General features: G+C 63.1%; 15 protein-coding genes. 8 read left to right on the forward strand and 7 right to left on the reverse strand.

Annotation, left to right across the window (positions count from 1 at the left end; translation table 11 throughout):
- Window positions 1-8: 8 nt before the first annotated feature.
- From AB7C87_RS01105 to AB7C87_RS01125, 5 genes are all read right to left on the reverse strand, one after another.
- Entirely contained in the window at window positions 9-428 is a 420-nt protein-coding gene (locus tag AB7C87_RS01105; RefSeq protein WP_369727558.1) for a universal stress protein, read from the reverse strand.
- A 143-nt stretch (window positions 429-571) separates the two neighbouring features.
- Window positions 572-976, reverse strand: coding sequence for a universal stress protein (locus tag AB7C87_RS01110; RefSeq protein WP_369727559.1), 405 nt, complete (start codon window positions 974-976; stop codon window positions 572-574).
- Between the two features lie 204 nt (window positions 977-1,180).
- Window positions 1,181-1,606, reverse strand: coding sequence for a universal stress protein (locus tag AB7C87_RS01115; RefSeq protein WP_369727560.1), 426 nt, complete (start codon window positions 1,604-1,606; stop codon window positions 1,181-1,183).
- 166 nt (window positions 1,607-1,772) lie between these two features.
- Window positions 1,773-3,161: a TIGR00341 family protein gene (locus AB7C87_RS01120; RefSeq protein WP_369727561.1), complete on the reverse strand. Its 1,389-nt coding sequence runs from the start codon at window positions 3,159-3,161 to the stop codon at window positions 1,773-1,775.
- Between the two features lie 292 nt (window positions 3,162-3,453).
- Window positions 3,454-4,323 (reverse strand): universal stress protein, encoded by an 870-nt coding sequence (locus tag AB7C87_RS01125; RefSeq protein WP_369727562.1) that lies wholly within the window; start codon window positions 4,321-4,323, stop codon window positions 3,454-3,456.
- A 147-nt stretch (window positions 4,324-4,470) separates the two neighbouring features.
- Here AB7C87_RS01125 and AB7C87_RS01130 point away from each other — a divergent pair, with 147 nt between their 5' ends.
- Complete coding sequence (locus tag AB7C87_RS01130) at window positions 4,471-4,923, forward strand: universal stress protein (protein ID WP_369727563.1); 453 nt, start codon at window positions 4,471-4,473, stop codon at window positions 4,921-4,923.
- Window positions 4,924-4,999: 76 nt separating this feature from the next.
- On the opposite strand, the gene AB7C87_RS01135 is transcribed toward AB7C87_RS01130, so the two are convergent.
- Both AB7C87_RS01135 and AB7C87_RS01140 read right to left on the reverse strand, forming a co-directional pair.
- Window positions 5,000-5,404 (reverse strand): hypothetical protein, encoded by a 405-nt coding sequence (locus tag AB7C87_RS01135; protein ID WP_369727564.1) that lies wholly within the window; start codon window positions 5,402-5,404, stop codon window positions 5,000-5,002.
- Window positions 5,405-5,685: 281 nt separating this feature from the next.
- Entirely contained in the window at window positions 5,686-6,168 is a 483-nt protein-coding gene (locus tag AB7C87_RS01140; protein ID WP_369727565.1) for a pyridoxamine 5'-phosphate oxidase family protein, read from the reverse strand.
- A gap of 476 nt (window positions 6,169-6,644) precedes the next feature.
- On the opposite strand from AB7C87_RS01140, the gene AB7C87_RS01145 reads away from it, so the two are divergent.
- The 7 genes from AB7C87_RS01145 (at window position 6,645) to AB7C87_RS01175 (ending at window position 13,738) form a co-directional block, all read left to right on the forward strand.
- Window positions 6,645-7,772 carry a YihY/virulence factor BrkB family protein gene (locus AB7C87_RS01145; protein ID WP_369727566.1) on the forward strand — a complete coding sequence of 376 codons (1,128 nt, stop codon included), beginning with the start codon at window positions 6,645-6,647 and terminating at the stop codon, window positions 7,770-7,772.
- 64 nt (window positions 7,773-7,836) lie between these two features.
- Window positions 7,837-8,259 (forward strand): DUF7988 family protein, encoded by a 423-nt coding sequence (locus AB7C87_RS01150; RefSeq protein WP_369727567.1) that lies wholly within the window; start codon window positions 7,837-7,839, stop codon window positions 8,257-8,259.
- Between the two features lie 34 nt (window positions 8,260-8,293).
- Window positions 8,294-8,770, forward strand: a complete 477-nt coding sequence (locus AB7C87_RS01155) for a YbaK/EbsC family protein (protein ID WP_369727568.1) — start codon at window positions 8,294-8,296, stop codon at window positions 8,768-8,770.
- A gap of 213 nt (window positions 8,771-8,983) precedes the next feature.
- Window positions 8,984-9,985: a hypothetical protein gene (locus AB7C87_RS01160; protein WP_369727569.1), complete on the forward strand. Its 1,002-nt coding sequence runs from the start codon at window positions 8,984-8,986 to the stop codon at window positions 9,983-9,985.
- 360 nt (window positions 9,986-10,345) lie between these two features.
- On the forward strand, window positions 10,346-11,764 hold the full coding sequence (locus AB7C87_RS01165) for a metal ABC transporter solute-binding protein, Zn/Mn family (RefSeq protein WP_369727570.1): 1,419 nt from the start codon (window positions 10,346-10,348) through the stop codon (window positions 11,762-11,764).
- 127 nt (window positions 11,765-11,891) lie between these two features.
- Window positions 11,892-12,632 (forward strand): metal ABC transporter ATP-binding protein, encoded by a 741-nt coding sequence (locus AB7C87_RS01170; protein WP_369727571.1) that lies wholly within the window; start codon window positions 11,892-11,894, stop codon window positions 12,630-12,632.
- A gap of 2 nt (window positions 12,633-12,634) precedes the next feature.
- Window positions 12,635-13,738 carry a metal ABC transporter permease gene (locus AB7C87_RS01175; RefSeq protein WP_369727572.1) on the forward strand — a complete coding sequence of 368 codons (1,104 nt, stop codon included), beginning with the start codon at window positions 12,635-12,637 and terminating at the stop codon, window positions 13,736-13,738.
- The last annotated feature ends 85 nt before the right edge of the window (window positions 13,739-13,823 follow it).

Below are 13,823 nucleotides of genomic sequence, written 5' to 3' on the forward strand. Positions count from 1 at the left end.
GACCCCTATCAGACCGTCAGAACCGGTCGATCCGACGTCCGAAGGACCCGCTCGGCCACGCTCCCAATCTTGCCCGGGAGCGAGCGACTCTGTCCCTGAAAACCGATTACGACCAGGTCGGCATCCAGATCGCCCGCTTTCTCACGAACTTCGTCCCACGGACGGCCGTGACACACGTTCGACGTACACTGGATTCCGTGATCGTCGGCTTGCTCGTGTATTCCCTGGAGCAGTTCGGCGCCCGCATCCTCGAGTCGGTCCAGAACGAGTTCGGTGCTGCTCAGGGCGGGTTCCCCGTAGCGGTGGGTTTCGACGCAGTACATCGCGTGGACGGACGCGTCGTATCGCTTCGCGAGTTCGAACGCGTGTTCGACCGCACTGTCCGCCGAATCGCTTCCGTCGGTCGGGATGAGTATCGTCTCGTACATCGGTCCGACAGTATCCACACTGACCGCGTCCAAATAGTTCACACCCGCGTCGCCCGCACCCGTTCGTCAAGGGGAGTTGTACATCGTTTTCGACGCACTCGCGGCTGGGTTGTGGAACGTCGGGGCATCGACATCACCCCCAATCAAGCCGTCAGTACCGGCCGGTCGACGTCTCTGACGACGCGTTCGGCGACGCTTCCGATGTGATCTCCCGAACCACGGCCGCGATGGCCGAGCACGAGCAGATCGGCGTCGACCGATTCGGCGTAGTCGCCGATCGCTTTCGGTGGATGACCGCGACGCAGTTCGGTCGTCACGTCGACGTCTGCACGTGAGCGGACATCGTTCAGTAACTCGGTCGCGTACTCGCTCATATCGCCGACGACGTCGGCCGAATCGGTGAGCATGGAATCGCCGTATCGCCGCGTATCGACGACGGCAATCGCGTGAAGTTCGGCGTCGAACGTCGACGCCAGATCGAGCGCCTGCTCGAGTGCGCGACTCGCGGCTTCACTTCCATCCGTAGCGACGAGGATCCGTTCGTACATCACGAGGAGTGGACCACAAACGAACACTAATACCTTTCATACGGACTACTGTACGTCATTGGCGGTGCAACCGCGAGTCGTCCTGCGGTTGCACCGGTAAATCGGTACAGCAGACCGTATCATACGGTTCGCTGTACGAGTTCCGACACTCGTCGTCAGCGGTTGTCCAGACGAACTGGATAGCGGGCCGTACCGCAGTTCCTGTTAGCGCACGACGACGACTGGGATCGGAGCTCTCCGAACGACGTTTTCGGCGACGCTCCCGAGGACCAGCCGTGAAACGCCCTCTCGGCCGTGGCTCCCGACGACGATCGCATCGGAGGCGTGGTCGTCGGCGTACTCTACGAGAGCCCGGTCCGGCTTTCCCGAAACGACGTCGGTGTCGATCGCCCGGCCGTGTTCGGCCGCGACGGCCGTCGCGCCGTCGAGTACGTCCTCCGCGTGTTCGAGCGCCCGATCGCTGATGGGAAGGTCGATAGACGGACCGTCGAACACTCCCAGCTGTCCCTCCGGAATCTGGATGACGTACGCCGCCGTGACGTCAGCGTCCGGAAAGTTCTCGAGGGCAAATCCGAGAGCGGCGTCCGCGAGGGGTGTCCCGTCGTATCCGACGAGTATTCGGTCACTCATGGCTATGGGCGTCGTCTCGGTATCGATCGTTCCACGACGAGCGACTCGAGGAGGCGTCCATAGGCGGTCTTCGCCCGGCAAATACGTATACTTCACCCCCAGTCTCGAGCGATCGTCGTTCAGGTCTCGAGCCTGCCAGGGGACGACGAATCGAGGACGAGGATAATCAAGGCTCGCCGACCGGTACGTACTGCCGGTCCAGCGGTTCGATTTCCTCCTGTCCAGCCATCCACTCCTGGTCGTCGGTCTCTTCCCAGTTGGCAGGGTATCGCTCGTCCGCCACGGCGTAGCGTACTTCCACGATCGGCGGGTCGTCGACGTCCGCTGCGACGGCGTCGAAGATCAGCTCACCGAGGGTGGGGTCCGGCGAGAGTTCGTCGCTTCGGACCGTCACCACGACGCGGTCGATCGATCGAAACGGGTAGTTGTCGTCGAGCACCACCTCGACCGATTCTGCCTCGAGGTGGTCGTACCGCGGCTCCGCGAGCACAGCCTCGACCTCCTCGTCCGCGGCCGACGCCACCTGCGTCGTCTGGAACTCGATCAGCGTTATGGCGCCAAGCGGTGCCGCAAGCACCAGCAACGCTACGGCGAACACCGCGAGGTAGGTCGCAGTCTGGCGACGTGTCGGAGACACCTCGAACAGCCCCTGCGGTCGGTAGCCGGCCACCCAGAGCGTGACCAGCGCGGCGAGGTTGATCGACAGGACGTTGACGACGACGAGGGCGAACGCACCGAGGGCCGCACCGTACATCCCCCAGGCGGTCGTAATTCCGACGGCCGCGGCCGGGGGGATGAGCGCTGCCGCGATCATCACGCCGACGATTGCCTCCGAAAACCCCCGCGTGAGACTCAGAATGCCGGCGACACCGGCACCGAGTGCGACGGCGAGCGAAAAGAGGTTCGGCGATACCCGCTCTTGGAGTTCGGCGACGACCACGATGTCGACGCCCCCGGGCTCGAACCCAGCGAGCCGAGCGAGCCACGCGAGTCCGATCGATGCGACGACGACGACGGCGACGCCGACCAGCTGGTACCGAAATCCGGTCGACCGAAGGCCATCGTTGCCGGTGACGATACCGACGCTCGCGGCGAGCGCCGGCCCGAGCAACGGTGCGATGACCATCGAGCCGACGACCACTGCCGGCGAATCCGAGAGCAGTCCCGACGTCGCGACGATGGCGCTGATCAGCAACATGACGACGTAGATTCTGAACGCTGGCGTGAGTTCGTCGGCTTTCGTCTCGAGCACCTGTCTCGAGGTCCGTTCACCCCTGGTTCCGCCGTGGCTGTGGCGTTCACGTAACTCGTCGAACTCCTCGGAGACGACGGTCTCCGCGTCGATGACGACGACGCGTGCGTTAGAGAGGTCCGCCTCGGAAAGTCTGTCGAGCACTCCCTCGACTGCCCGCGTCGGAAGTGGGAATCTAACTACGGCGTCGTGTTCCTGGCGGCCGACCTCGTCGCTGACGATGTAATCGACACCTTCCTCCTCGAGAACGTCGAGGACTGCCCGGCGCTGTCCGTCCGGAATCGTGATTTCGATGTACCGCACACCCCGTCGGACCACGGACAGACGGATAGAACTACGTCGTGACGGACGGACCTGTCTCGTCGCCGCTTCCAACCCGTCTGATACGGATTACTGTCCCGATGTCCCGGCGGTGAGTCGAACCGTTTGAGACGAGTCTCGGTAGAGGAGTGCAGCGAGTCCACCGTTGCAACCGCCGCCCGGGTCGCGGTTGTGCCGGAACTGACTGACAGTAACCCGTATGAGTACTCGAGAGGCGTCAGCGAAGCGGCTCACCGTCCGATTTCGAGAGCCCCCATCCGACAATCTCGAGAGGTCAGCGGAACAGCCGTCGGACCCTTGACGGAACGGGGTCGTAACGTTTCGCCAGAATGACCGTTCCGGCGGCGTGTCTCCCGACCGCTTCGGAGATCGACCCGAGAAGTCGTCGTTGGATGAGGCCGCCTCGAGAGACGCCGAGTACCGTCAGATCGTGATGGGCGGTCTGATCCGTGATCGTCCCGGCGACGTCGGCCGACTCGAGAACGGTTCGCTCGACCGAGTCGACGCGGGCAAACGAGTCGGCGGTATCCTCGAGCACCCCCTGTGCTTCGTCTCCTGGGAGATCGGTGTCGTCGGGATCGACGACGTGGAGCAAGGTGACCGACGCGTCGTTTCGTCGTGCGATCGCGCCTGCGGCTTCGGCTGCGTACCCGTCGTGTGGTCCGCCGGCGACCGCGACGAGCACCGAGTCGATCGCCGGCGTCGGCGTCTTGACCCGTTTGACGAGTACGTCACAGGGGGCGTTTCGGAGGACCGTATCGAGGTAGCTTCCGAGGATTACGTCTTCCCGGGGCGGGCGACCCCGCCACCCCAGAAGAATTGCGTTGGCGTCGTACGCCTCCGCGCCACCGACGATGCCCGTCGCGACGTCACGGGCGATTCGAATTCGGCTCTCGACGGGAACGCCGGCCGATTCGACGCGACCTGCGGCGTCCGCCAGCAGTTGCTCGGTCTCGTCCTCGAGGAGGTACCGACGCCCGTCCTGGAGCGACAGTTGTGGCGGAACCTCGAGCACGTAGAGGAGCAAAATCCGGTAGGAGCGGTCGGTGGCGAGGTCGATCGCCGTATCCAACTGGCGAGTTGCGGTCTCGGCGTTCGCGACGGGGACGAGTAGCGTCCCGTCCGCGTTCATCGTATCGTCCATACTCTCGAGACGTCCCCCGGTTTGTTATCAGTTGCTCCGACTCTCGAGCCGACGGACACGTCGATCCGTCTAGCGATCGGTGTGTCAATCCTTTCAGTTGTTCCTATAGGCGTCCGCCTTTATACGCCGTGAGGGACAACTCCACGTATGTACGATCGAATACTCGTTCCCACCGACGGGAGCGGTCACGCCGACGCGGCGGCAGAGACCGCAATCGAACTTGCGATCGCGCTGGACGCCGCCGTCGACGTTCTCTGCGTCGTCGAGACGGGACCGCTCGGCTCGGTTTCCCTGCCCGGCGAGAACGGGAACGCCAAGGACGTCTTCGGCGAACGAGCTGGGGAGTACGTCGACGAAATCGCCGAGCGTGCTCGAGCACGCGATGTGACGGTCACGACCGAGGTCAGAGAGGGGATTCCGGTCCGCGAGATCCTCGCGTACGCCGACGAGATCGATGCCGACGCCGTGGTCATGGGGTCGAGAGGTCGCGGCGGAATAAGCCGGATGATGCTGGGAAGCGTCACGGAGGGAGTTACCAGACACAGCGAGCGGGACGTCCTCGTCGTCGGCGACGACGCTACTGCCGTCTCGGGGTCGTAATCCCCAACAGGGTTGCGGTCTCCCACAGCATCACAGTTCCCTCGAATTCGCCGTCAGTTCCGTGGCTCGAGGCGGCTTACGTCCCCTCGGAGAGCGCGTTCGAGCGCCGGCCGAGCCCCCACCCGAGAAGTGCGAGGCCGACGAAGATCGCGACGGCCTGCAGGGCGTGTGCGGCGGGGACGAACTCCGGAGTAAACCCCCAGGCGTCGAGACCGAGGCTCGCGAGAAGCGAAAGTAAAACCAGAGCCACGCCGACGTCTGCGGTTCGCATACTCGGAAGCGGCCCTGGCGAGGAGCGAAGCCGACCGATCAGGTAAAACGTACACACGTAGGGAACCCAGCCGACGACGAGGTATCGAACCGCTCGAGCGGATTCGCCGGCGAGAATCTGGCGGGGTATCACTCCGAGATAGACGATCCCGGTCACGACGACGGCCACGATCAGGAGCAGGTATCCGCTGGCGTTGTGGCGTGCTGTCATGACGTGTAAATCGAGATTCGTTCCGACGATCAATATATGGGTAGGGTACGGACCCGGGTTCCGGTACGACTGGCGTGGTTCTCACGTCCCGATGGTCAAAACCCATCTATAGTAACAACTGCACCGATTGACACACTGATCGTCGACGCGTCTGGCGAGCAGGTGTGCAATGGCGTGCAGTGGCGACGATAGTTCCTGCCACGTTTTTCACTCCCTCGACACGGGCCCCGTCCCATCGTATCGCATTCGCGTGGAGACGAGACCACCCAACCCACGACCTGCTACTCGTCCGCCGCCGCGGGATCGAGACCGGGCGGGAGCCCCTGATGTTTGACGCCGGATTGCCCCTCGATCCGAAATTCGTAGACGGCGACGTCACCGGAGAGCGACGCGGACTCGAAAATCTCCGGCTTCCACACGTCGGTCAGAACGTCCTCGAGGTCGTCCCACTCGGTTTCGGGAACGCCCCTGAGTCGGCCCGAAAGGAGGACGCTCTCCCAATTGTAGATCGTATCCACGGCGAAGACGAGAAACCTCGCCGATTCAGCCTCGTCTGATAGCGTCTTCTTCTGGCTACTCGAGCCAACGAGGTACGTAAAGTAGAGCCGGTCGCCCCCGTCGAATCCGTACGAAATCGGGAGCAGGTACGGGATCGTCTCTCCGGGAAGCCCGAGGACGCCAATCCGTCGTGCGGCCAGAAAGTTTCGGATCTCGTCGTCGGTCATTTCGTCCACCCCATACGTCCGGAGTTCGTCGATCGACATGCATACCCACTGTCCGTACCGATACGGAAAAACTCTCTCTCGAGACTCGAGACTGTTCGCTTCGCGAGTCGGTTTCGATGCGTCGATCCGACGAACCGGATCGACCGGTATCGTGCTGACACGGATAGTGGTAGAGTAACAACTGCAACGATTGACACACTGATCGCCGAGCTCACGGGTCACTGCGTTCCCCGCTCGCTATTTCGCGGTTCTCACTCATGGTTCGAAAATCGAAGATGTTCGTCATCACGAACGACCGCTGGTCGTTCGAACGACTCCGTTCGCTCACGGGTCACTGGGTTCCCCGTTCGCTTTTCCGCGGTTCTCGCTCGTTTCACTCGCTCCGAACCGCGCACGCTCCGAACCGCACTTTTCGTCTGGCGATCAGGTGTGTAATGACGTGCAGGGGCCACTGTATACTGCCTCGTTCGCCGTGCAAGGCGACTGCCTATTGGATCGGGAACCGTTCGCTCGGTATGGGTGTCGACGTACGAAACGCGATTCCGTTCGGAAAGCAAGTCGTGGCGGGAGTTCAGGAGAAAAACGTCCCGTTCATGGCCGCGAGCATCGCCTACCAGGCGTTCATCTCGTTGATCCCGCTTTTGATTCTGGTGTTCTTTCTCGTGACGATTCTCGGCGACGAGGGACTCGCCGCGGAGGTCAGCGCCGCGACCGCCGGGTTTCTCCCCGAAAGCGGCCAGCTCATGATCGAAAACGCGATCGAAGAATCACCCGCGACTGCCGGGTCGACCATCGTCGGACTCGTCATCTTGCTGTGGGGTTCGCTCAAGATCTTTCGCGGGCTCGATACCGCCTTTTCGGAGATCTACGATACCGCGGGCGAGGGTTCGTTCGTCGACCAGATTCGGGACGCGGTAATCGCACTCGGTGCGATCGGGCTCGCGTTGGTCGCGGCTGGAGTGACGAGTCTGGTTCTGGCGGTCTTTCCCGACATTCCGTTTCTCGGCCTGTTGGCCCCGTTCGCGCTCGTCGTCGGCCTGACGATCGCCTTCTTTCCGATGTACTACTACTTTCCCGACGCCGACGTCTCGGCCCGATCGGTCCTTCCCGGCGTTCTCGTCGCCGCCGTCGGCTGGACGGCGCTCCAGTCGCTGTTTCAGGTGTACGTCTCCTTCGCCGCCGACTCGGAGTCAGCCGGCCCTATCGGGGCGATTTTGCTGTTGTTGACCTGGCTCTATTTCGGGGGACTCGTGTTGCTGGCTGGTGCGGTCGTCAACGCCGTCGGCTCCGGCCGACTCGAGCCGGAGGACGTGCCGTTTTCGGTGTCCGACGACGCAGACGCCGATCGGAAACCGTTCGTCGATCGAGAACGTCGCGAACGGAGGCGACTCGACGAGCGAATCGACGCCATTGAGCGCGAGCGCGATCAGCTTCGAAACGACCTGGCGTCTCAGCGTCGCCGCCGATACCGGCTCGAGGACCGGGTGAAACGACTCGACGTGACCGCACGAGATCTCGAGGCGGAGAACCGCCGACTCCGACGCCGTCTCGAGGACGGCCGGGATCGAGAGTGGCGGAACACGGCGCGTCGGTTACTGTCGCGAGTCACCAGCGTTCGGTTCGGAACGATATCACGTCGGTAGCGAGCCGACGGGACCCGCCCGCGAATCCGGAGTTTCTTTGCCGGTCGCCGTCCCATCCCTTCCCGTGTCGCATCCGATACGGGACGTCCGACGGCGGATCCAAAGCGAACACTCGGACGTCGTCGCCGCCATCGACGACTGCGCCGACCGCGTCGCCGATCCGTGGGATACCTCACGGACGACCGATAGGTCAGCGATCGTCGACTCGTTGCGGAGCGAGCTCGAGGGCAAGGGGGTGTCCGATCGGCTCTCGGCGGTGCTCGAAGACGTCGTCGGTGCGGCCGGGTACGAACTCCCGGCCGATCCGATCGCGGCACCGCCGTACGTCGTCGTGACGAGTCGCGGACCGATGCTCCGGGCGACGATCGATCCCGGTCGGCTGGTGATCGGCTTCGACGTCTTCGAGGTCGTTCGCAACGACTCGCCCGATCGCTTGCCAACGTACCGGCGTTTGGACGGGACACGGGTGACGATCGCACTCGAGTGAACCTTTTAGGAGTGGGGCCGAAACGACTGCACCGATGCACGAACGCGCAGTGACGTTTTCCGAGCGGGCTCGCGAGCGATACGGGTTCGAACCCGAGGTGGAGGAGTTTCCTGAAGGTACGAAAACGGCGGCTGACGCCGCCGAGGCGGTCGGCTGTGACGTCGCACAGATTGCCAGTTCACTCGTCTTCGACGTCGATGGATCGCTCGTGGTCTCGGTGACGAGCGGTGCAAACCGCGTCAGCGAGGGCGCACTCGGGAACGCGTTCGACGTTCCCGCCGCGAACGTCTCGATGGCCGATCCAGACCGAATCAGAGACGAAATCGGGTGGTCGATCGGGGGCGTTCCGCCGTTCTGTCACGACCGATCGGTTCCGGTCCTCGTCGACGAGACGTTACTCGAGTACGAGACGGTGTGGGCGGCTGCGGGAACGCCGGAGGCGGTCTTTCCGATCGATCCCGAGACGCTAAAAGCGAACGCGGACGGCGAGGTGACGTCCGTCGTCGAGTGAGACGGTCTCGGGTCCGTAGCGGTGCAACCGAGAGCCGCCCCGCAGTCTCTGGAGACGATTACAGCGCACCTATCCACGGCTTCAGGCTGTGTTCCGACGGATGCGGTATCGGGAACTGTAACGATTGTTACGCGAGGAAATGGCGTTATAAGGCATTAATAATACCGTTACCTTCATTACTAACCCCTCGCAACGGAGCGATGGTGACTACGCATGACTGACAAGCCACGCCTGGCTTCCCGTCGACGCCTGCTTGCGACGACCGGTACGTTCGCTGCACTCGGTATCGCCGGCTGTCTCGGCGACGAAGAGGGCGACGAATCGGGAACCGACGACCACGACGACGATCACGACCACGATGACGATCATGATCACGACGACGATCATGACGATCATGACCACGACGACGACCACGATCACGATGATGATCACGATCACGACCACGATCACGACGGTCCCGTCTCCGAGTTCGAAGTGCTAGACCGGGATCACGACGAAGAGGTTCTCGTCTACGTTCACGGAGACCACTGGCACGACGATCCGCTCGTCGTCCCCCACGACGACAACCTCTCGCTCGGTGCCTACGTCGAGGACGACCACGGCGACGAGATGGAACTCGGTGACGGGATCGAACTCGAGGCCGCGGTCGTCGACGGCGCGAACGAGATCGTCGAGTTCGACTTCCACGGCGACCACATCCACGTCCACGGTGAGGAAGACGGCTTTACCGACATCGTCTTCAAGCTGGTCGAAGACGGCGACGTCATCTACGAGACGCCCGAACTCGAGACGGAGGTCAGCGACCACGACGACCACGACCACGGTCACGATCACGGCGACGTCGAGGAGCTGAAGATCCTCGACCGCTCCGAGGACCCCCACGAGGAGGTCGCGGAGTACCACGACGGTCACTGGCACGGCGAACTCCCACACGTCCACGTCGACGACAACGTCTCGCTCGGCGGCGAGTTCTACGACGACCACGGCGACGAGATCCACATCGGTGGCGGCGAGGAGTACGAACTGGCCGTAACGCTCGCCGACGGCGCGGAGGAGGGAATCGTCGAAATCGATCCCGACGAGCACTGGCACGGCGACCACGTCCACATCTACGGCGAATCCGAGGGTGAGACCGAAGTCATCTTCCAGCTCTGGCACGACGATCACGCCGACTGGGAGACCGAACCGATCACGATCGAAGTCGAAGATCACTAACCCGCTTCGCTGAACAGACGAATCAGACACGAGGTACACTGATTCCAGTCTCGGACGGGGTGGTCCTCGGCAACCGACGACCGCCCTCCGATGGCTGGGCCACAGCTGACTGGAGAGGACGTTGAACGGATTCAACTCGCTCGCACTCGAGCGGTCAACGCTGGTCGAACTGACCGCTGATTCGCGATCGTGAGTGCAGTGACGTTCGACGACCGCTGTCGCTCACGCAAGACGTACCGTCCGTAGCCGTGACACGCCCTCCACATCCTATTACTAACATCCTGTCACTCGCTACCACGTGTTAACAATCGAACGGGATTGGATAATAACTCTTTTAGTCGCGAGCACCTAGTGGCGGACATGGATCTCTCACGTCGTTCGATACTGAAAACCACCGGAGGTGCGCTAGCGGGGGCGGCGTTCGCCGGTTGTCTGAGCGAACCGGAGGAGGGAGACTCTGGAAACGGGGATGGCGACGGTGGCGCCTCGTACAACGGATATGCCGCGTTTTTCGCCCTCTGGGATTGGGCCGAACACGTCGGGGGCGACGCGATGACGTTCGAGAACCCGATCGAAGCCGGCGAGATGGGACACGGCTGGGAGCCGCCGGCCGACATCCAGCGCGATATCGCCGAATCGGACGTCTTCATCTACCTCGACACCGCGGAGTTCTCGTGGGCACAGAACGTCGCGACCGACCTCGAGACCGATTACGACGACGTAACGATCATCGACGCCATGGCGGGCCTCGAGGCGCAGTTGCTGGCGATCGACAGGGACCCGGAGGACGACCGCGAACCGGCGAGAGACCACGATTTCGACCCGAACGACGTCGAGGTCGCCGGTTTCGACGTCTACGACGGCCAGTCCGGGGAAGAAGTTGCCTACTGGCACGGCGACCACTGGCACGGGGAACTCCCGGAAGTGCCCCTCGAGGGCTCAGCGACCGTCGAGGGTGTCTTCGAGGACGACGAGGGGCGGGTGCTTCCGCTCGGCGACGACGAGCAGTTTCAGATCGACGCCCGGATCATCGACGGCGCGAACGAGGACGTCCTCGAGATCGAGTCCCACGGCGATCACGTCGAGTTTCACGCGCTCGACGTCGGGCGAACGCGAGTCGTCTTCGAACTCGTTGCGGACGGGGAGGTACTCTGGGATACCAGTGCCGACAACATGACGGCCGAAGTCGTCGAGGAGCTCTCCGAATCCGACGCGCCGGAGTTTTACGACCCACACGTCTGGGTCGATCCGATCATCGCCCAGGACGTCGTCGAGACGATCGCGGACGGCCTCGGCGAGGTCGATCCCGACAACGCCGAGACGTACGCCGAGAACGCCGCCGCGTACAACGAGCGCCTCGACGAGGTCGACCGCCAGTTCGAGGAACTCGCCGCGGAAGCCGACCGCGACGTCGCCGTTCTGGCGGGACACGATTCGTTTCAGTACATCGAACATCGGTACGGATTCGAAATCTACACGCCGGTCGGCATCTCCCCCGACGCGGCCGAGACGGAGTCGGACATCTCGGAGGCGATTTCGATCGTCGAAGAACACGACATCGACACCATCCTCTACGATCCGTTCGAGACACCGAACCCGGACGAAGACGTCCCGCAGATGGTCGAGGTGCTCCTCGAGAACACCGACGCCGAGGGGTACGCACCGCTCTCACCGGCCGAGGGAACTACCGAGGAGTGGAACGAACAGGAGTGGGGATGGATCGAACAGATGGAGGAGATGAACATCCCGTCGTTACGACTGGCCCTCGGCGCAGAATGAGTTCGCCCTCGAGTGTTCCCGACGACGATGTTCGTGGCGGTGGTATCCCCGATAATCGGATTCCGCGCCGACGATCGGAAGTGGAAGAACTAAGCACGCTCACCGCCGAGAACGGAGTGAGTTCACAGTGAGTTCGATCGTCGACGTCCGAAACGTGACGTTCTCCTACGGCGAGAAGATCGCACTCGACGACGTCTCGTTGACCGTCGAAGAGGGCGATTTCCTGGGGTTGATCGGCCCGAACGGGTCGGGGAAGACGACGCTGTTACACATCATGCTCGGGCTGATCGATCCCGACCACGGCTCGGTCGAACTATTTGGCCAGCCGGTCGAGGAGTTCGATCAGGGCGAGCGCATCGGCTACGTCTCCCAGCAGGCGACCAGCCGCGGCGGCACGATGCCGGTCACCGTCCGCGAGTGCGTTCGAATGGGCCGATTCGCCCACGTCGGCCACTCGAGGCTCTCCGACGAGGATCGCCAAATTGCCGAGGACGCACTCGAGACGGTCGACATCGCGGATCTGGCCGACCAGCGAATCAACCAGCTCTCGGGCGGCCAGCGCCAGCGGGCGTACATCGCTCGAGCGATCGCCTCCGAGGCCGATCTACTCGCGCTGGACGAGCCGACCGTCGGCGTCGACGCCGAGTCGCGTGATGCCTTCTATCGGTTGCTCGACTCGCTCAACGAGTCGGGGATTACGATCATCCTGATCGAACACGACATCGGCGTCGTCACCGATCGGGCGAATCGCATCGCCTGTATCAACACCGAACTGTACCACCACGGCGATACGGAATCGTTCGTCGAAAGCGACGCCCTTGGCGAGGCCTACGGCGCGACGGGAACCGTCGTCCACCACCACCACTGACGATGAGCGGACCGGACGAACACGCGACGGAGACAGCCCACCTCTCGGAGGAGCGATCGCGATCCGTCGACTCGATCGACCCGAGACGAGCCGTCGAACTCCTCGGCGTCACACTCGTCGGCATTTTGGGGGCGCTCATGATCGGATTCGTCGCACTCGACTGGCTTCGCCACTATCCTTCGCTTGGTACACTACCGACGACGGCGTTCGAGCAGTTTCTGATCGCGGGAATGTGGGCCGACTACGTTCTCGGAACCAACGTCTTCCAGCATCCGTTTATGTGGCGCTCGATCGCGACGGGCGTCCTCGTCGGCATCGTCGGGCCGCTCGTCGGGACCTACCTCGTCCACCGCCAGATGGCGTTGATCGGCGAGACGCTCGCCCACACCGCCTTCGCGGGCGTCGCGATCGGGCTCCTCGTCATCGGTCTCACCGGATTCGATGGCTCGCTGTTGTTCGTCGCACTCCTCGTGAGCGTCGTCGGCGCCCTCGCAGTCCAGTGGCTTACGGAACGAACCAGTACGTTCGGCGACGTCCCGATCGCGATCATGCTCACCGGGAGCTTCGCCGTCGGGACGTTGCTCATCAGCTGGGGTCGCGGCCACGTCCCGGTCACGATCGACATCGAGGACTTCCTGTTCGGCAGTATGGCGGTCGTCACCGCCGACGGCGCGCGGATGATGGCGATCCTGAGCGTCGCCGTCGTCGCCATCGTGGCGGTCACGTACAAACAGCTCCTCTTTATCACGTTCGACGAGCAGGCGGCTCGAGTCGCACAGCTCAACGTCTCGGGGTACAACACGTTACTCGTCGTGATGACCGCGGTCGTCGTCGTCGGCGCGATGCAGGTCCTCGGCGTGATCCTCGTCGCGGGAATGCTCGTCATCCCCGTCGCGGCCGCCTCGCAGATCGCCCGGAGCTTCCGCGAGACGCTGTATCTCTCGATCCTGATCGGCCAAATTTCGGTCCTCGGCGGCTTCGCGTTCGCGATCGGCTCAAGTCTACCCTCCGGCGGATCGATCATCGTCGTCGCAATCACCTTCTACCTGGTCGCCGTCGCCACCTCGTTGCTCGCGGGACGGTCGGCGGCGATCTCGATGCATTGACGGCCGGTTGCGTTCCGATACGCGGTTCGCGGAGCCGTGTCACGGGAATGAGGGGACGGTTTTAATTCGCCCGGGCACGACCGCT

The sequence above is a fragment of the Natrarchaeobius versutus genome, assembly GCF_041205745.1.
GTDB lineage: Archaea > Halobacteriota > Halobacteria > Halobacteriales > Natrialbaceae > Natrarchaeobius > Natrarchaeobius versutus.